We start from the raw sequence: 17,748 nt of genomic DNA, 5'->3' as shown, positions 1-17,748 counted from the left end.
AGAAGGTAACAGGATGAAGTTTTAAATAAAATAGACTTTTTATTTAAAAACTAAGACTTTCGAGTGGGCTTAATCAATAATTCGTTTATGTTTACTCCGGCGGGTTCACTAATAGCATATAAAACCGCACGGGCAATGTCGGTTGCCTTTAGTTTTGGTTCATCGTCGCTATAATCTTTATCATTCAATAATTCTGTATCGGTGATATCCTTCCTTAAATTGGTGCCCACGGTGCCGGGTTCAACCGAAGTGACCTTTATGCCGAACTCTGGGGAAAGTTCCATGCGCATAGCTCGTGACAAGGCAATCAAAGCTGCTTTGGAAGCACCGTAAACCGCGCCCCCTTTGTATAATTCTTTTCCGTCAACAGAAGCAATATTAATAATGTGTCCACGCTTCTGTTCTTTCATAGCGGGTAGAACACCATCAATCATTCGTAAACAGCCTTTCACATTTACATCGATTGTTTCCAACCATTCTTCAAGATGTCTATTTTTAAGATAGGTGAGTGGCATTACACCGGCGGCATTTATTAATATATCTATTTGCTTAATCTTTTTATAGATAATTTTAAAACCCACGTTAACACTCTGGCCGTCCGAGACATCCATTTCTACTATGTAAGTTTCGGATGCTAGTTTCTGCTGTAATTTTTTTAGTGCATCGACATCTCGTCCTGTAATCACTAATCGACACCCTTCTCTAGAAAGAGCATGGGCAATGGCGCTGCCAATACCACCAGTCGCTCCGGTAATAACTGCTACTTTATCTGTTAATTTCATAAGCAAATAGATTTACATTAAATTAATCTCTGTTGTTTTAGATTATAGACAACTTTTATTTTTTATTCTTGCACTCCTTGAAGTATTTTATCTTGTACTTGTTTGTTGCCGCTAGTATGTAAAATAGAAACGTCTCCAGTAGATTCTAAAATAGCCGCGTGTACCTCTTTTAAATTAAAAACATTCGCTTCGCGTAGTTTGGCAATAAGGTCATCTTCGCCCATGTTGGTTGCTTTTAAATTTTCATAGATTATTTCTCCTTTTTTCATAAGTAAGATGGGGTTATTAGTAGCTAGCTTTTTAAAACGATCTGATTTACGAACTAATAACGCAAAAAGCGATTGAAAAGCGATAATACCACCTAAGGCAATAGCGCCTTTAACAAGCGATTGATCACTATTTAAAACAATTGAAGCAAGTATAGATCCAATAGCAATGGTGGAAGCAAAATCAAAACTAGACATTTTTGCAAATGTTCTTAAACCAGCAATGCGTGTAATAACGATAATACAAGTAAAAATGAGTAAAATTGTAATTATAACTTTTCCTAAGGTTTCGGGGGTTACAGTAATCCAGTTTTCCATAAATAGTTAATTTTAGTCTATAAAAATTTTAGAATGAGTACAATTGTATCCGGTTAGTATACGTATTCTTAGTCGGTATTATTGAACTCTATTGGTAATTATAATTTTAATATGTGCTAATTTTTAGAAATTTTATTTCTAAAAGAAATTACAACTAATAAAACTTCTTGTTAGTCAGTTGTTTTCATTTCGATTCTCTATAGCGACTCTAGTTTTAGTTAATCCTATTCCTTTCTCTAACTCACAGATGTAAGTTATTAATTTTTCTCTCAAATCACACTGTAGATCCCAGGCCGTGAAGGGATCTTTAGCACTGCAAAGTGCTCTTATTTTTATAGCCTTATCCGTTGACTCTATAACTTGAACAGATGGCGGTGTATTTCCATCCCAATCGGAAGAATTTTTTAATAGCTTCTCAAACTCCTTACGTATTTTTTGAACGTTAACTCTATAATCAGTATAAATATCGATGGATCTAATTTGGCTGGAGCCCCGCATAGACCAATTTTCGAATGAATTGGAAATAACGCTCTTTAAGGGTATAACCAATCTTCTCTCATCCCATGTTTTAACAACCATAAAAACAAAACCAAGATCTTCAACGTGACCCCATTGATCTTTAAAAATGACTAAATCACCAATTTGAGCAGGTTTAGTAACTGCTATTTGAATCCCCGCAATAATATTCCCTAAGGTACTTTGAGCAGCAATACCAATAATTATCGTCGCAACTCCAGCTGATGCAAAAAGGGATACACCTAAGTTCTTGAGACTTTCAAATTGAGATAATATGATACCCAATCCTACTAGTAAAATTATAAACGTAACTACTCGTCTTGCTACTGATAAATGGGTAAGGGTTCTCCGAGATTCTAAATTTTCCTCATCATAGATATTCTCTGTTTTGTTTTGGGCTAGATAAGACATAAAGGCATCCATAAACCTCATAACGAACCAAGTTCCAAAAGCTACGGTAATTATTAAAAGAGTTGTATTTAAGCCATTGGCAAAATTTCCATCAAATGAAATGAAATTATAGATAAGAAGGTAGAATATGAGCATGGCAATGAAGCCTGAGGCTGGTAAAGCCAATCTAAAGGATATGGAAGAAATCCACTCCCAACTAGAACGTCCAAATATTCTACGTAAAATAAAAATAGTGAGCCAACCAAACGCATAAGCTATAGCCAATGAAATAAGGAAACCAATGATTTTCCAAATAGGAATGTCTAAAAATTTATTTTCTAATCCCCAATCCGGAATCAACTGCACAATTTGAGTAGGGCCATAATTGGCGTAAAGCGCATCGATATTTTCTACTGTATTAGCAGATATAACCCAATATGGCGTATTATCTTTATATTTAACACGTTGAAGACGTAATTCAACATCTATCTCATCTAAGTTAAGGTTTCCGAAAGAAATATTTTTATTTGTTTTTCTAGAAACGACCTTGCTTTGCGATGTACTACCATCCATCTGCCCATCAGGCCTATCTGGCAATTTATCCCAATCAATGCGAATATTTTGATTGATTACGATATAAAGTTTATTGACCAACTCTTTTACTTGATCTTCGGTAATAGCATCTGGTAATAAATTTAAATTAAGAGATTGTGAAGCTTTTAGATAATCTTTATTTCGGACACTTAAAATAAAATTTTCAAGACAAGCTTGTGGTGTTTCTCTATTGACAGATATGTTAACCTGGCTTTGAAACTTATTTTTACGATTAATAACGTAATAATTTTTCTTAACCTCTTGAATGGATTCTACATCATTATCAATATTATTTACTATAGTGTTTTCTTTCTTTGGTGAGACGGTTTTGGTAGTAGCTTGAGCATGTAAACTATGCCATCCTATTCCATTTATATAAAAGAAAAAAACTAAAAAAAAAGTTTTTATAATTGCTCTAAGTGGAAGATGTTCTATAATTGCTATGGGTATGTTTATTATTCTCAAATAATCAATTTTAAAATTTATAAGCTTTGTGGTGCTTTTTTCTTTAAATAAAATTGAAAAAACAGTTTACATTTTTGTAAAAAGGGACCACTAAATAATAATTATAAACGCTAGCTATGAGTAAACCAATATTTGATTATTGAATTACGCTTTAGGAATAATGCAATATACCAAATAATCCAGTCAATTTTTGCAAAAATAATTTTCTGGTTTAAACCTTTTTAGCAAAAAACCTACAATTTTTAATGCATATCACACAATCTAATATATCCCAGATTGTAATGTTAAAAGTCTCTAATATCTTTGCCCGCAGTCGTTTTAAAAACTAACTTAGCTTAGCAAATTTCAGATAATGAGAAAAAATCGTAAGTTTTTTACTATAGTTTCAGCGCTAGTTCTAGGGCTCGGTCTTTACAAAATAATAGCAGTTAGAAAAAAAAATCGCTCAAAGAAATCTGCTCTTAGAAGACTACGTATTATGTCGCGTGAATCTCGTAACCTTAATGAATTATGAAAGTTGTGGCTAATTCAAAAATTTTAAAATTTGATGTTTCTAACTCTATTTTAGAAACGATTGGTAAGACTCCTATGGTTAATTTATCGAGAATATCTAATATAACTGGGATTTCGGTGTATGGAAAATTGGAAATGTCAAATCCTGGAGGCAGTATCAAGGATAGAACAGCATATTCAATTATAAAAAAAGGTCTTATTGAGGGGACTATAAATGCTGATACAACCGTGGTGGAAAGTAGTAGTGGGAATATGGCTATAGGGTTAGCCCAAGTTTGTTCCTATTTCAAAATTTCATTAACAATAGTGGTGGATCCGAAAACAAATAGTCAAACCCTCAAAATTTTAAAAGCATATGGTGTCAATATTGAAAAAATTTCAACACCGTTGAAAGAGGGAGGGTTTTTAGGGGCTCGTTTGAAAAGAGTAAAAGAAATTTTGAATGAGAAACCGAATACTTTTTGGACGAATCAATATGCTAATGAAGCCAATCCCAAAGCTCATCACCAAACCATGGCTGAAATAATGGAAGCCAAAGTGGGTCCACTGGATTATCTACTTGTGGCAACGAGTACTTGTGGAACTTTAATGGGGTGTGCTGATTTTATTGAAGAACATAACTTATCTACAAAACTTATTGCTGTTGATGCGGAAGGAAGTGTTTTATTTGGTCAGGCGTCTAAAAAGCGATTGATCCCTGGACACGGTGCTGGACTACCTTCAAGATTTTTAAAGAAGGGTGTTGTTGATAGGGTCGTTCATATTACTGATTGGGGATGCATTAAAGGATGTTATCAACTACTTAAAGAAGAAAGCATACTCGCAGGGGGATCATCAGGAGCCGTAATTTCTGCTATGTTACAAATTGCACCCGAATTACCCTCTGGGAGTAATGTAGCGGTTATTTTATGTGACAGAGGTGAACGTTATATCGAGACTATCTACAACCCAGAGTGGAGAAAAAAACATTTTGGAATAAAAGACGTATATGAGCTTTAAGCCAATGGAACAAAACGCTGTACATATTGGTATTATTGGAATGGGGCCGAAAGGACTATATGGTTTTGAACGTTTATTGGCAAATCTTCACGCAATCGAATGTGATACAATACACATTCATCTGTTCAATATTTCAAAATTATTTGGATCAGGATGGATTTATGATCCTAGTCAACCCGATTTTTTGAAAATGAACTATCCAAATAAATTTATTTCTTTAAAACCTCATAACAATCCTCCTGAAATTTGTCCTATTAAATCTTTTTCTGAATGGCAAGCTGATAAAAATCAAACTGCTATAGAAGATGAAAATTTTAATATAGCTGCAAGAGCAGAAGTGGGAAAGTATTTATTTCACTACTTCAAAAAGCTGTGTTTTTGTAGCTCGAATAACCTAAAAATCCATAAGCACGTTACAGAGGTGAAGTCAATTGTCAAATTTGAAGATCACTACCTTCTTCAAACGCTAGACCCACATTTTAAAAGTCCTCATTTTTCTTCTCTTTTAATTACCACGGGGCATTCCCCAAGCATAACAAGCAAGATTAATAGTATAAAAGATAAAAAAGATACTATTCCATTTATTTATCCCGTAGATAGAAAATTGAATTCTATTAAACCTAATTCTGTTGTAGCTTGTAAAGGCCTAGGGTTAACTGCTATTGATGCTATTTTGGCATTAACAGAAGGTAGGGGTGGAACATTTTACACTGATAATAAAGGGAAGATGTCTTTCCATACGTCAGGCAAAGAGCCTTTAAAAATTTATCCATTCTCAATTTCTGGAAATCCAATAATTCCTAGAAATTATTCTCAGACTGTATCGCAACAAAGTTTCTTTTTTAAAAAATTTGTAGAAAATAATACATCGTCATCAAAGCTACTTGATTTCGAAACAGACTTACTTCCAATTATTAAGCAAGATATGGTCTGTGAATATTATTTTCAAACATTTAAAAAGTATGGTGAAAGCCTTAATTTGAAACAACAGTTTAATCATATAGAATTAGATATAGCTAATTTTCATTTAAAACATCCCACGGTACAAGAGTTTAAACCCTCAGATTTATTATATCCGGATTTTGATAGCAATTTTTTAAACCTTCAGTTACAGGTATATTGGAAAGGTTGGTTAAACGAGATACAAACAAGTAATAGTTCACTTGTAGCCGCAGCTACCGTATGGAAAAATATAAGTGATGATTTCAATATACTTTATTCAAATAACCGGCTAACATCATCTTCGAAAGCAACATTTTTAAATCATTATTTTTCGCTATTTAATCGTATTTCTTATGGCCCTCCTATGAGTAATATAAAAAAGATGCTTGCCATAGCGGAACAGGGGATTTTAGATTTTTCGTTTGCAAAAAACCCTCAAATTGAGGAATCTGGTAAAATTAGTAAGTTAACACGCAATGAAAAGTCGGAGATATTTCATGTAATGATTGATGCTCGAATTCCCAGAGGTTATAATAAAAATGACTCTGTACTTTTTACTAAAAATCAAGCAAAATCCATATTCACATTTAATAGAACGGCCTCTAAATATAATTATGCCAATACTTTAATTTGCAATAGCAATGGAAACCCAATAGATACATACGGAAATATGGATATTAATATAACCCTTTATGGAACGCCAACAGAAGGGTTTTTATTTGATAATGATAGTTTATCGCGAAAGCGAAATGATACTGCTTCGCTATGGGCTAATAATGTGGCTGAGTTGATACAACAAAACAAACAAACTCCTATTTATGAAAAATAATATTCCTACATTGGAACCAATTACTTCACCTTGGATAGATACTTTAACTAGTGATTTTGAATTACAAAACGAATTATTAGATACTTATAATTCTCCTTTAAATATTCATCATATCCGCTCCTTTCAAAAGAATATCACGGAATATACAGCCTTCTTAAAACAATATGATTTTAAAAGTAAAGTATTTTATGCACGTAAAGCCAATAAGTGTAGTACACTAGCAACGGTCGCTTTTGAAAGTGGAATTGGGGTCGATACCGCTAGTTATGCTGAACTTAAACAGTGTTTAGATCTGAATATTAACCCTGAAGATTTAGTGCTTACCGCTGCAATTAAAAACACGAAATTATTACGGCTCGCTATTCAGCATGAGGTCTTGATTATAATAGATAATAAAGACGAAGCAGACCTAATTTATGCTATCTGTAAAGAAGAAAACAAACAAGCAATTATAGGTTTGAGAATTAGCGGATTTGAATATAACAGTCAAAAACTAAAAAGTAGATTTGGTTTTGATATTGATACAGTTAGCGATTTTATTTTAAAATTTTTTGAGCCTGAAGAAGTGAAAAAATGTATCAAATTCACTGGCTTTCATTTTCATTTGGACGGGTATAATACACAGCAACGCGGAGTTGCTATTCATCAAACTTTAGATTTAATTGAAAATCTAAAAACTTATAATTTTAAACTCAATTTTATTGACATTGGCGGTGGTATTTTGATCAATTACCTTAAAGATAGTGACCAATGGAAAACGTTTCAAGAAGAATTAAAAAAAGCTATCTTAGAAAAACGAAATCCAATCACATATAATAATAATGGGTTGGGGTTTGTACAACGAGATGGAAAGATAGAGGGACAACTGGCTACTTATCCCTATTACAATCAAATATTTAAAACTACCTTTATAAAAAACATATTGGATGTTATGGGTAGCCAAAATGAGCCGGTTTGGAAACGATTAAAAGATTTAAATATAGAATTACGCTTAGAACCAGGCCGCAGCTTACTTGATCAGGTAGGCATTACCATGGCTAAAGTAGCTCATAGAAAGAAAGATGCTGATGGAAACATCTTAATAGGCCTTGAAATGAATATGACCCAAATGACAAGCTCTAGTGCAGATTTTCTTTTAGAGCCTAAAATGACATATGCTAAACCAGATATTGATAAAGAATCGGTTGCTGTTTTTTTTACAGGCGCCTATTGTCTAGAAAGGGATTTTATTTTAAAAAGAAAGATAAAGTTACCAAAACTACCTGAAGTAGGAGATATTGTTACTTTTATTAATACAGCGGGTTATATGATGCACTTTTTTGAGACGGAAGCACATTTATTCAAACTTTCTCAAAATATATTTTTAAAAGACTATACTAGAAGTACACAGATAGTTGATTTTTTTCGGGACGAAAATAACCTAGAAACCAACCATATATATTTGTAATGAAAAGTATCAAAGTAAAATCATTACCCTTCAAAGATGTTATTAGGGAAATATCAGAATCCTTAGGTACAGATTTCACAGAACAATGTGAGGAGTATATAGTGAATATTCCACACTCTTTTGGTGAAGGTACTATTCGAGGAATTAACTTTAAGAATGGATTTGGAATAATAATTTATGATTGCACTTTTATTGAAAACACTGAAATTAGATTTACCAAAAACGATATTCATCCAGTAAAATATGTGTACACTGCGGAAGGTCAATTAACACACCGTTTCTTAAATGAAGAAAATATTCACACATTAGAAAAATATGAATGTGCTATTGTGGCAAGCCAAGATCACAATGGTCATATATTAAAATTTAAATCAAATTTACATACTCATATTTTAAGTCTTGAAATTGATCGTAAACAATTTTTTGCTGAAATGAAATGTGAACTATCGCAACTGAACAATAAACTCAAAAATCTTTTTTTAGATACCAATGCATCTACAGGTTTTTATCACGAGGGATATTACACTGTTGCTTTTCAACAGTTAATCTCTTCTTTAAAAGATCACGAAAATGAGATGATGGTTCGAAAACTGTTTTTAGAAGGAAAGGCGTTGGAAATTTTTATTAAGCAAATTGGCCTTTTCGAAGATGATCTAAAAATAGGCTCAGAGAGAAAGCTACTTAGGCAAGGTGATTTGCGAAGAATTCGGGAAACCGCTAGTTATATCAAAGAAAATTTAAATGATGTTTTAAGAATTGAAGATTTATCTCGAGACTCTGGATTAAACCCAAACAAACTACAAGCTGGCTTCAGATTTCTCTTTGATGCTACAGTAAATGAATTTATAACACACCAACGTATGCAAAAAGCCTCTGTATTATTAAAATCTACCGATTTAAATGCTGGACAAATTGCCGAGTCAATAGGTATTAACAGCAAAAGCTATTTCTCTAAGACATTTAAAAAATATTTTGGTGTCCTACCTTCAGAATACGAAAAGAGAAGTTAAATCTATTCTATACAATTTAATATTTCAATTCTCAAAAATTTCTTTTTTAGAGTGAAGTATAAATCCTTATAAGATCAATAGGCCTTCTGTCTATAGAAATTTACTTTGTGTCTATACTGTTATACATCATTTGAATGGTGTTAACAAGTAATAGTGTTTTTAATTATCTTGATTTTGTTATGCTATCTGTATTTCTCAGATAGTTATAAATGAAAATATAAAATTTTAATTAAAAAAATTAATTACTATGAGTAAAGATGAAAAAAATAAGGAGAAGAAAAATGAAGCAAACAGTTCAGGAGCACATACTCCACGCAGTAGCAAAAATATGCATAGTGAGCATGATAATTCTACCAAAGATGGGCTGAAGATAGACACTAATAAAAAGAAAAAGAAATCTAAATAAAATTTGAAATTATGAGCGAATCAAAAATGTGTAAGAAAGTTAACGACTTGATAGAAAAAAATAATGATGCCGCTAAAGGTTTTAGAGAGGCAGCGGATCACGCGGAATCAAATCAATTGAAAACTTTTTTAAAAAAACAATCCAAAGAACGGGAGGCTTTTGCTAATGAACTTTCCGTTAAACTTAGAGCTTATCATCCTGATGTTGATTTAGATACCGATGGAAGTGTAGCGGGTGCGGTGCATAGAGGTTGGCTAAAAGTTAAAGCTGCGTTATCTGCAGATGACGATGAATCAATTTTAGAGGAATGTATGCGTGGAGATAGAATAGCAAGAGAAGAGTATAAAGAAGTTTTGGCCGATTATACGGACCTGTCCAAAGAGTTGATGGATGTTGTGTCAGAACAAAAGCTTAAATTAGAGAAAACGCTGCAAAAAGTAAAAACTTTGGAAGATATTAAATAGCGAATCATTAACTCTTTTGTACAAATGAAAAATCCGTTCTGAAAGAATGGATTTTTTTTGGTCAGCATCTATAATTTAATTCAATCATCTACATTAAATGTCCAACCTAGATTTTGTTGGGTGCATTCTTATTTGAGGGAAATAGTAAGATAAAACTAATGGGTTAGTTTAAAAGAGATTTACTGAAAATTTGATATAATATTTGTAATTTGGAATTAATCCATTTTATGGAACATTTCCTATAAGTGATTTTATTTTATACTTTTGTAGTAAATAAATAAACTAATGGAAGATAGAATTTTCTCCATTGTCGATGTAGAAACTACAGGCGGTGGGATGCGAGGTAATAGGATAACTGAAATTTGTATTGTCATCCTGCAAAATGGTGAAATTTTAGATAAGTACACCACACTTATAAATCCTGAAAAGATAATTCCTCACCATATTACAGCGTTAACAGGCATATCCAATGAAACGGTGGAAGGTGCACCACTATTTTATGAAGTGGCTGAAGAAATTCAAAAAATTACTGAAAATACCATTTTCGTTGCCCACAATGTCCATTTCGATTATAATGTAATACGAAATGAATTCCGCAGATTGGGAATGGAATTTGACAGAAAGAAGCTATGTACGGTTCGTTTGTCAAGAAAATTAATTCCCCATCTTTTAAGTTATAGCTTGGGTCGCATTTGCAGTTCAATCAATATACCCATTGAAAACAGACATAGAGCAGAAGGGGATACCAATGCTACGGTAATTTTATTTCAGAGATTGATGAGTTTGGATGAAAACTATGAAGTTTTCAATCAATTTTTAAACCCTAGGTCAAAGGAGGCTTCTTTACCACCGCACTTAAATTCAAAACAGATATTGGATTTGCCCAATTCCGCAGGAATCTATCTTTTTAAGAATAAAGATCAAAAAGTGATATATGTGGGAAAAGCTAAGAATATAAAGAAAAGGGTTTTGTCCCATATCTACAATAAAAAGAATAAGGGGTATTTAATGTGTCAAGAAACATTCTTTATTGAGCATGAGGAAACGGGAAATGAGCTTACCGCCCTTTTATTGGAATCGGAATTAATCAAGAAATACTATCCTAAGTTTAACAGAGCGCAAAAAAGACCTCAAAGCTCTTATGAAATCATTTCATATAAAAACCAACGAAACATTATTCAATTGGCCATCACTAAAACTAAGGCTGCGGATGATTCCTTAATGACATTCTATAATAGAACACTGGCACGCGAACGGCTGGAATATATATGTGAGACATATAATTTATGCCCTCGTTATTGTGGTTTGCAGAGTAACGTTGAGGTATGCTCACACTATAAAATAAATAATTGTGAAGGTATTTGTGATGGGACGGAAGAAATAGAAGATTATAACAAAAAGGTGGGTGCAGCGATAGACCACTTAAATGATGACAAACCCACCTATATTATTTATGGCAACGGAAGAAATAGCGATGAAAAATCCATTGTACTAATAAAGGAAGGAAGATATCGGGGCTTCGGTTTTGTGGATGAAAGGGAAGGTTTCTCTAATGTAGAAGAAATAGAGAATTTTCTTTCTCCCATGCATCATACCTATCATACCAGTCAAATTATTAGAAGTTACTTCAAAAAAAATCCATACAAAAATGTAGTTCAATTTGAGAAGGAGGTGCTGAGTGAATAAATCAATTTTGCACCTAGACCTAGATACTTTCTTTGTATCAGTTGAACGGCTATTAGACTCTAAGCTTAATAAAAAACCGGTCCTTGTTGGAGGTACTGGAGATAGGGGCGTGGTTGCCGCATGTAGCTATGAAACCCGTCGTTTTGGTGTGCATTCGGGGATGGCCATGAAAATGGCTAGACAATTATGTCCACAAGCAATTGTGATTCGCGGAGATGCTGGAACATATATGAAATATTCCGATATGGTGACCGATATTATTAAAAATGAAGTTCCCGTATTTGAGAAAACAAGCGTTGATGAGTTTTATGCAGATTTAACCGGGATGGATCGTTTTTTTGGAAATTATAAATTTTCAAAACAAATACGAGAAACAGTTATTAAAGAAACGGGATTGCCCATATCCTTTGGGTTATCCCAAAACAAAGTGGTTTCAAAAGTTGCCACTGGCGAGGCCAAACCAAATAACCAAATAAAAATAGATATTGGTTATGAGAAAGATTTTTTAGCCCCTTTATCAATACGGAAAATTCCGATGGTAGGAAAGGTAACTGCCCAAAAGCTAAGAAATCTAGGTGTCCACCACATAAAAACATTACAGAATATGCCTTTAGAAATGGTTGTTTCGGTATTGGGTAAAAATGGTAGAATCATATGGAATAGAGCTAATGGAATTGACAGCTCGCCCGTAATTCAGTATAATGAAAGGAAGTCAATTTCTAATGAGCGTACTTTTAACAAGGATACTATTGATGTTAAAAAGATTGAGTCTTGTCTCAGTGCCATGGGTGAAAACTTAGCCTATCAATTACGTCAAGGAAATAAACTGACCTCCTGCGTTTCCGTAAAAATTAGGTATTCAGATTTCAGTACCTATTCTAAACAAATGAAAATTCCATATACCAGTGCGGATCATGTGCTTATCCCCTTAATCCATGACCTATTTAAAAAACTGTACAATAGAAGGGTGTTAATACGCTTGATAGGGGTCAATTTTTCCCATCTAGTTAGCGGACATTATCAAATTGATCTCTTCGACGATAATTTAAAAAGATTAAACCTGTATGCCTCATTAGACAATATACGCAATCGCTACGGCAGTAATACAGTGATGCGCGCTTCTACAATGGAAGTAAAATCGATTCGCAGTAACCGCAACCCTTTTAATGGGGAACCACCAATTTTACTGGCTCATAGAAAACAATAATGTATACCAATTGTCACACATATTATTCGCTTCGTTATGGCACTTTTTCTGAAATTAAACTTTTAGAATTAGCGCAAGAAAACCATATAAAACAATTGGCACTGACCGATATTAATTCTACATCGGCTTGCTTGAGTATTATAAAAAATGCTCCAAATTATAATATCGATGTTTCGGTTGGGGTAGATTTTAGAAACGGTACAAAACAGGAGTATGTAGTTATAGCAAAAGACAATATTGGGTTTCAGAATATCAATGCATTTCTTACTGAGCACCTTCATCAAAAAAAAGACTTTCCAGAACTATGCCCCAAACTGAGAAGCTGTTTTGTTATATATCCTTTTGAGAAAGTATTGGAATTAGAGAAGAAAGAATTTTTTGCGAACGAGTTTATAGGGATATCTATTGTTTCCGTACGGAAGCTTTTGTTCTCTCGTTACAAGCATTACGATAATTTAGTAATTCAACAACCTGTATCCTTCAGAAACCAAAACGATTACAATGCCCATCGGTTGCTACGGGCTATTGATTTGAACATTTTATTGAGCAAGTTGCCAGAAACGGAGCAAGGCTCAAAAACAGACAAAATGATTTCAAAAGATGAACTGCTTTCTGTTTTTGAATCATTTCCCAAAGCAATAGAAAACACCAACTATCTTCTTGAAAATTCCAATGTTCACTTTTCATTCAATAGTAAACGTGAAAACCAAAATCAAGAATGCTACTTAGCTAATAAACAAGAAGATTATACCTACTTGCGAAAATTGGTTTTCGATAATATAGCATATCGATATCCCAATGCAGACAGCATCGTCTTTCAAAGAATAGAGAAGGAGTTGAAGGCCATAAAAGAAATGGATTTCGTTTCTTATTTTTTGATAAACTGGGATTTACTGCAATATGCAAAATCCAAAAACTATCCATATATAGGGCGGGGTAGTGGCGCAAACAGCATCGTAGCGTATATTATTGGTATTACCAATGTAGACCCTATAGAATTGGATCTTTATTTTGAACGTTTTATAAATGTATATAGATCGTCCCCACCAGATTTTGATCTTGATTTCTCATGGCGGGATAGGGATGATATAACTCATTATATTTTTAATCGATTTAAAAACACAGCCCTAATGGGTACCTATGTTACCTTTAAATTCAGAGCTGTCGTTCGGGAATTAGGAAAAGTATTTGGGTTACCAAAAGCAGAGATTGACAGTTTTTTAAAGGGAAACAATACGGATACTAAAAATGATGAGTACATTCAATTAATTGTCAAATACGGAAAACTTATTCAGGGATTTCCAAATTATCTGAGTGTTCATTCGGGTGGGATATTAATCACTAATAAACCAATCAATTACTATACAGCTACCTTTATGCCCCCAAAGGGTTTTCAAACTGTTCAAATTGATATGAACATTGCTGAAGATGTGGGTATCTTTAAATTCGACATTTTAGCCCAAAGAGGACTTTCAAAAATAAAGGAATGCTTGGAGATCATTGCCTATAATCAACCAGACGCTAAAGTGGCCGATATTGATACTGTATCCAAATTTAAGAGGGATCCTGCTATAAACAATATGCTGAAAATAGGTGATTGTATGGGGGTGTTTTATGTGGAATCACCCGCCATGCGGGTTTTAATGACCAAATTAGAAACTCAAGACTATCTTGGACTTGTTGCTGCCAGCTCCATTATCCGCCCTGGAGTATCCAATGGAGGTATGAAAGATGAATATATTCTCAGACATAAGTTTCCTGAAAAACGGAAAAATGGACATCCTGTTTTGTTGAAGATATTAAAAGAAACCTATGGTGTCATGGTCTACCAAGAGGATGTATTAAAAGTTGCTCATTATTTTGCAGGTTTGGATTTGGGTGAAGCAGATATTCTACGTAGAGGAATGAGTGGTAAGTCCCGATCTAATAAAGAGATTAGAGCAATTGAAAAAAAGTTTAAAGATAATTGTATTACAAAAGGATACCCTAAAAAACTAATCGAGGAAATTTGGGATCAGGTAAGTGCCTTTGCGGGGTATGCTTTTGCTAAGGGACACTCTGCTTCTTATGCAGTTGAAAGCTACCAAAGCTTATATCTTAAAAAATACTTCCCACTTGAATTTATGGTAGCCGTATTAAACAACGGGGGTGGCTTTTATTCTATAGAAACATATGTACAAGAAATAATAATGCAGGGAGGTATTGTTGAAAAACCCTGTGTTAACAATAGTTTTTTAGAAACAATAATTCAAAATAAAACTATTTACTTAGGGTTTCAATTAATTAAGGATTTAGAGAGTAGAGCCATTCAAAAAGTTTTGGAATCGCGAAGTGCCTATGGTATTTTTAAAAGCTTTGATGATTTTATTGATAGGGTTCCCATAAGCCTAGAACAGTTGATAATTTTAATTAGAATAGATGCTTTTCGGTTTACAAAACTGGATAAGCATCAAATTATGTGGGAAGCGCATTTAAAAGCTTTAAAAAAACAAAGCGATATTTCTGCACCAAAACTATTCCACCCTAAACATGTTAGTTTTAAATTACCTGAAATTATCACAAACAACCTAATAGATGCCTACGATGAGATGGAGTTGATTGGTTTTCCATTAGAGGGATATTTTAATTTAATTGAAAAGGATGTTGTAAAGAATATTTTGGCCAAAGACATTCCGCTGTATGAGAATAAGCGAATTACTATTTTTGGTAAATTGATCACTATAAAAGGAACCAATACTGCTAAAGGTGATCGTATGAATTTTGGAACCTTTATTGATTTTAAGGGAACTATATTTGATACTGTTCACTTTCCGAATATAGCACAAAAATATGCTGTGCGTGCTAATGGAGTTTATTTGATATCAGGTAAAGTTGTTAATGACTTAGGTTATTATTCTATTATCGTTGAATTTATAAAATTTCAAAAATTGTTGTCCGATCCGAGACTTTCCAATGTGAATAATTCGGATAAGAATTTAGTAATTTAATTTTCGTGAATCTTACTTAGCTAATATCGGTTTTATATCGAAATAGTGTATTAAATATAGGGTGGGTATATTTAATACACCCTAATCGTAGTATTTATGTTTCTGGAACACCAGTTTTTTGTATCACGAATAGAGCTTGGTCTATAAATGCTACAAAAAAACCCAACAAATAATTGCTGGGGTTTAAGTTTTAATTAGAAAGTTTTCTTCCTTTGTTTTAAAGGTTATAACAGTCTAGATTTAGCACGCTTAGCTCTTGCCTTTACTAGTAAATCATATGAATGTTTATCGACTCCTTCTTTAGACTTTTTATCTTTTTCGGCCTCTTCTTTTTCAATTTCCCTTTTCAACAATTCTATGTCATTAATAATTAGGCTTGCAAATACTTCAATTTCATCTAATTTTGATTGTAAATTCATTTTTTATTTTTTTTATTATAAAATCGTTTTAATAGTAAAGGGAATTTTTTAGAGCGGATGTAACTTTTTTTCTAGATTAGAAATATCGAATGGTCTTCAGTTCAACTTAATCTTTTGTCATTAGTATGTTTCTAATTACTAAAGTCATTATTCTCTAGATTCAAATTTTTTAATTGTTCTCGTTTTCTTTTCTCCGAATTTACTCGATACAGTTCAGTGGTCTTAGAGTTGGTATGGGAAGCTATTTGCCTAGCTACATCTAGAGGTAATGAGTCAAGGAATGAGTGTTTAAGAGAATAAAAATCAGCAGTAACATTAATGGTGTTACCGTTTAAATTTTTGATCTTATCTGATTTTTTAACTAAACGTAACCATCGTCTTGTTATTTGATATGGTCTTATAGACTTTTTACCATGTTTCAAACCACGAGAAAATATATAATCATCAGGTTTTGCACCTTTAATCACTTCTTCCCAAAGCGGTATAACATCCTGTAGTATTACCTTTGTGACCTCTTTGGGTTGATTACCTTTTAATATAGTTGTATGATATTCTTGTTTCTCAATATTAACGTCTTTAACCTGAACACGAAAAAGCTCGGTAGTCCTAGCACCTGAGAAAAGAAATATTCTTGCATATCGCCAAAACTCATAATGGTTGGCTTTTAGGTACTTCATTATAGCTTTGTGATCCTCGGAGGATAATATGTCTCTTTGTGTTTTAGTTATTTTCCGTTTTCTAATATCACGTACTAAATTAGTTTCACAACATTCATATTCGACAAGTTCACCAAATATTCTTGATAGAAATGATAGAAATTTGTTATAATAATTATCTGGAAGATTGCATGCTTCAAGTAGCTGTTTTAATTGTCTTCTTTTTAAATCACTTATAATCACTCGCTGTAACCTTAATCTAACCACTTTCTTTTCAAGGCGATCAATACACCAACCCATTTGTTTACGGTGCTTTTCTGAACATTGGATTTTCGTGACAGCAAGCCGAAATGCAGATATAAAATCTAAATATGGGTGTAGATCGGTATTCTCATCAGCAGGGTGTATGTATTTTTTTTCGATGGGATTATATCCCATTTTATTATTATCAATTTCATCCTCTATTAAATTTTCAGTTAAAAACCTTCTTCCCTTTAGGTTTTTAATATGATTCATTCCCTTTAAAGCAACCAATTTTGGCTTTTTGCTATTTTTGGGATAGAAGTAATATTGAATTTGCCAATTCTTTTTTAGAAGCTTAGCACCTCCTGATTTCCAATTTTTGGGATTTACTGATGGGGTGCTCATAGAACACCCATTTGGTAGAATAATCTTGTTTGCCATGTTATTATCTATTTTATTAACGTTAGTTAAATAGTATAGGTAATAATGGAAAAGAAAAAAGCCGAAAAACACTGTTTACGTATCTTTCGGCTTTGTGACCTGACTGGGGCTCGAACCCAGGACCCTCTCCTTAAAAGGGAGATGCTCTACCAACTGAGCTATCAGGTC

14 protein-coding genes and 1 tRNA gene are annotated in these 17,748 nt (G+C 33.1%); 9 read left to right on the top strand and 6 right to left on the bottom strand.

What is annotated here, in order from left to right; translation table 11 throughout:
* Positions 1-50: 50 nt before the first annotated feature.
* The 3 genes from AACZ92_RS03855 to AACZ92_RS03845 all read right to left on the bottom strand — a co-directional run bounded on the left by AACZ92_RS03855 (position 51) and on the right by AACZ92_RS03845 (position 3,331).
* Entirely contained in the window at positions 51-782 is a 732-nt protein-coding gene (locus AACZ92_RS03855) for an SDR family oxidoreductase (RefSeq protein ID WP_339697322.1), read from the bottom strand.
* A 62-nt stretch (positions 783-844) separates the two neighbouring features.
* A complete protein-coding gene (locus AACZ92_RS03850) occupies positions 845-1,366 on the bottom strand; it encodes a YetF domain-containing protein (protein ID WP_339697320.1) in 522 nt (173 codons plus the stop codon).
* Positions 1,367-1,540: 174 nt separating this feature from the next.
* Positions 1,541-3,331, bottom strand: a complete 1,791-nt coding sequence (locus AACZ92_RS03845) for a mechanosensitive ion channel domain-containing protein (protein WP_339697317.1) — start codon at positions 3,329-3,331, stop codon at positions 1,541-1,543.
* 510 nt (positions 3,332-3,841) lie between these two features.
* Here AACZ92_RS03845 and sbnA point away from each other — a divergent pair.
* The 9 genes from sbnA to dnaE all read left to right on the top strand — a co-directional run bounded on the left by sbnA (position 3,842) and on the right by dnaE (position 15,821).
* A complete protein-coding gene (sbnA, locus tag AACZ92_RS03840; protein WP_339697315.1) occupies positions 3,842-4,843 on the top strand; it encodes a 2,3-diaminopropionate biosynthesis protein SbnA in 1,002 nt (333 codons plus the stop codon).
* Positions 4,833-6,614: an FAD/NAD(P)-binding protein gene (locus tag AACZ92_RS03835; RefSeq protein ID WP_339697313.1), complete on the top strand. Its 1,782-nt coding sequence runs from the start codon at positions 4,833-4,835 to the stop codon at positions 6,612-6,614. Before sbnA ends, AACZ92_RS03835 begins: the two co-directional genes overlap by 11 nt.
* Positions 6,604-8,061, top strand: a complete 1,458-nt coding sequence (locus tag AACZ92_RS03830) for a Y4yA family PLP-dependent enzyme (protein WP_339697311.1) — start codon at positions 6,604-6,606, stop codon at positions 8,059-8,061. The genes AACZ92_RS03835 and AACZ92_RS03830 overlap by 11 nt, the downstream gene beginning before the upstream one ends.
* Positions 8,061-9,071, top strand: a complete 1,011-nt coding sequence (locus AACZ92_RS03825; protein ID WP_339697309.1) for an AraC family transcriptional regulator — start codon at positions 8,061-8,063, stop codon at positions 9,069-9,071. Before AACZ92_RS03830 ends, AACZ92_RS03825 begins: the two co-directional genes overlap by 1 nt.
* 247 nt (positions 9,072-9,318) lie before the next feature.
* Entirely contained in the window at positions 9,319-9,477 is a 159-nt protein-coding gene (locus tag AACZ92_RS03820; RefSeq protein WP_339697307.1) for a hypothetical protein, read from the top strand.
* 11 nt (positions 9,478-9,488) lie between these two features.
* On the top strand, positions 9,489-9,941 hold the full coding sequence (locus tag AACZ92_RS03815) for a PA2169 family four-helix-bundle protein (protein ID WP_339697305.1): 453 nt from the start codon (positions 9,489-9,491) through the stop codon (positions 9,939-9,941).
* 285 nt (positions 9,942-10,226) lie between these two features.
* Positions 10,227-11,627 (top strand): exonuclease domain-containing protein, encoded by a 1,401-nt coding sequence (locus AACZ92_RS03810; protein ID WP_339697303.1) that lies wholly within the window; start codon positions 10,227-10,229, stop codon positions 11,625-11,627.
* Positions 11,620-12,834 carry a DNA polymerase IV gene (gene dinB / locus AACZ92_RS03805; protein ID WP_339697301.1) on the top strand — a complete coding sequence of 405 codons (1,215 nt, stop codon included), beginning with the start codon at positions 11,620-11,622 and terminating at the stop codon, positions 12,832-12,834. Before AACZ92_RS03810 ends, dinB begins: the two co-directional genes overlap by 8 nt.
* Positions 12,834-15,821 (top strand): DNA polymerase III subunit alpha, encoded by a 2,988-nt coding sequence (dnaE, locus tag AACZ92_RS03800; RefSeq protein ID WP_339697299.1) that lies wholly within the window; start codon positions 12,834-12,836, stop codon positions 15,819-15,821. The genes dinB and dnaE overlap by 1 nt, the downstream gene beginning before the upstream one ends.
* A 224-nt stretch (positions 15,822-16,045) precedes the next feature.
* On the opposite strand, the gene AACZ92_RS03795 is transcribed toward dnaE, so the two are convergent.
* From AACZ92_RS03795 to AACZ92_RS03785, 3 genes are all read right to left on the bottom strand, one after another.
* Positions 16,046-16,240, bottom strand: coding sequence for a hypothetical protein (locus tag AACZ92_RS03795; protein ID WP_339697297.1), 195 nt, complete (start codon positions 16,238-16,240; stop codon positions 16,046-16,048).
* A gap of 131 nt (positions 16,241-16,371) precedes the next feature.
* Positions 16,372-17,544, bottom strand: coding sequence for a tyrosine-type recombinase/integrase (locus AACZ92_RS03790; RefSeq protein WP_339697295.1), 1,173 nt, complete (start codon positions 17,542-17,544; stop codon positions 16,372-16,374).
* A 131-nt stretch (positions 17,545-17,675) separates the two neighbouring features.
* Positions 17,676-17,748 (bottom strand) — tRNA-Lys (locus AACZ92_RS03785).

It is taken from the genome of uncultured Marixanthomonas sp. (assembly GCF_963974425.1).
In the GTDB taxonomy this organism is placed as follows: Bacteria; Bacteroidota; Bacteroidia; order Flavobacteriales; family Flavobacteriaceae; genus Marixanthomonas.
Note: the sequence above shows the minus strand (reverse complement) of the source record. Positions and strands in the feature narration are given on the sequence as shown.

Coding starts and splice junctions, on each gene's coding strand:
- AACZ92_RS03855 (WP_339697322.1), bottom strand. CDS start 782: ATGAAATTAACAGATAAAGTAGCAGTTATTACCGGAGCGACTGGTGGT.
- AACZ92_RS03850 (WP_339697320.1), bottom strand. CDS start 1,366: ATGGAAAACTGGATTACTGTAACCCCCGAAACCTTAGGAAAAGTTATA.
- sbnA (WP_339697315.1), top strand. CDS start 3,842: ATGAAAGTTGTGGCTAATTCAAAAATTTTAAAATTTGATGTTTCTAAC.
- AACZ92_RS03835 (WP_339697313.1), top strand. CDS start 4,833: ATGAGCTTTAAGCCAATGGAACAAAACGCTGTACATATTGGTATTATT.
- AACZ92_RS03830 (WP_339697311.1), top strand. CDS start 6,604: ATGAAAAATAATATTCCTACATTGGAACCAATTACTTCACCTTGGATA.
- AACZ92_RS03825 (WP_339697309.1), top strand. CDS start 8,061: ATGAAAAGTATCAAAGTAAAATCATTACCCTTCAAAGATGTTATTAGG.
- AACZ92_RS03820 (WP_339697307.1), top strand. CDS start 9,319: ATGAGTAAAGATGAAAAAAATAAGGAGAAGAAAAATGAAGCAAACAGT.
- AACZ92_RS03815 (WP_339697305.1), top strand. CDS start 9,489: ATGAGCGAATCAAAAATGTGTAAGAAAGTTAACGACTTGATAGAAAAA.
- AACZ92_RS03810 (WP_339697303.1), top strand. CDS start 10,227: ATGGAAGATAGAATTTTCTCCATTGTCGATGTAGAAACTACAGGCGGT.
- dnaE (WP_339697299.1), top strand. CDS start 12,834: ATGTATACCAATTGTCACACATATTATTCGCTTCGTTATGGCACTTTT.
- AACZ92_RS03795 (WP_339697297.1), bottom strand. CDS start 16,240: ATGAATTTACAATCAAAATTAGATGAAATTGAAGTATTTGCAAGCCTA.
- AACZ92_RS03790 (WP_339697295.1), bottom strand. CDS start 17,544: ATGAGCACCCCATCAGTAAATCCCAAAAATTGGAAATCAGGAGGTGCT.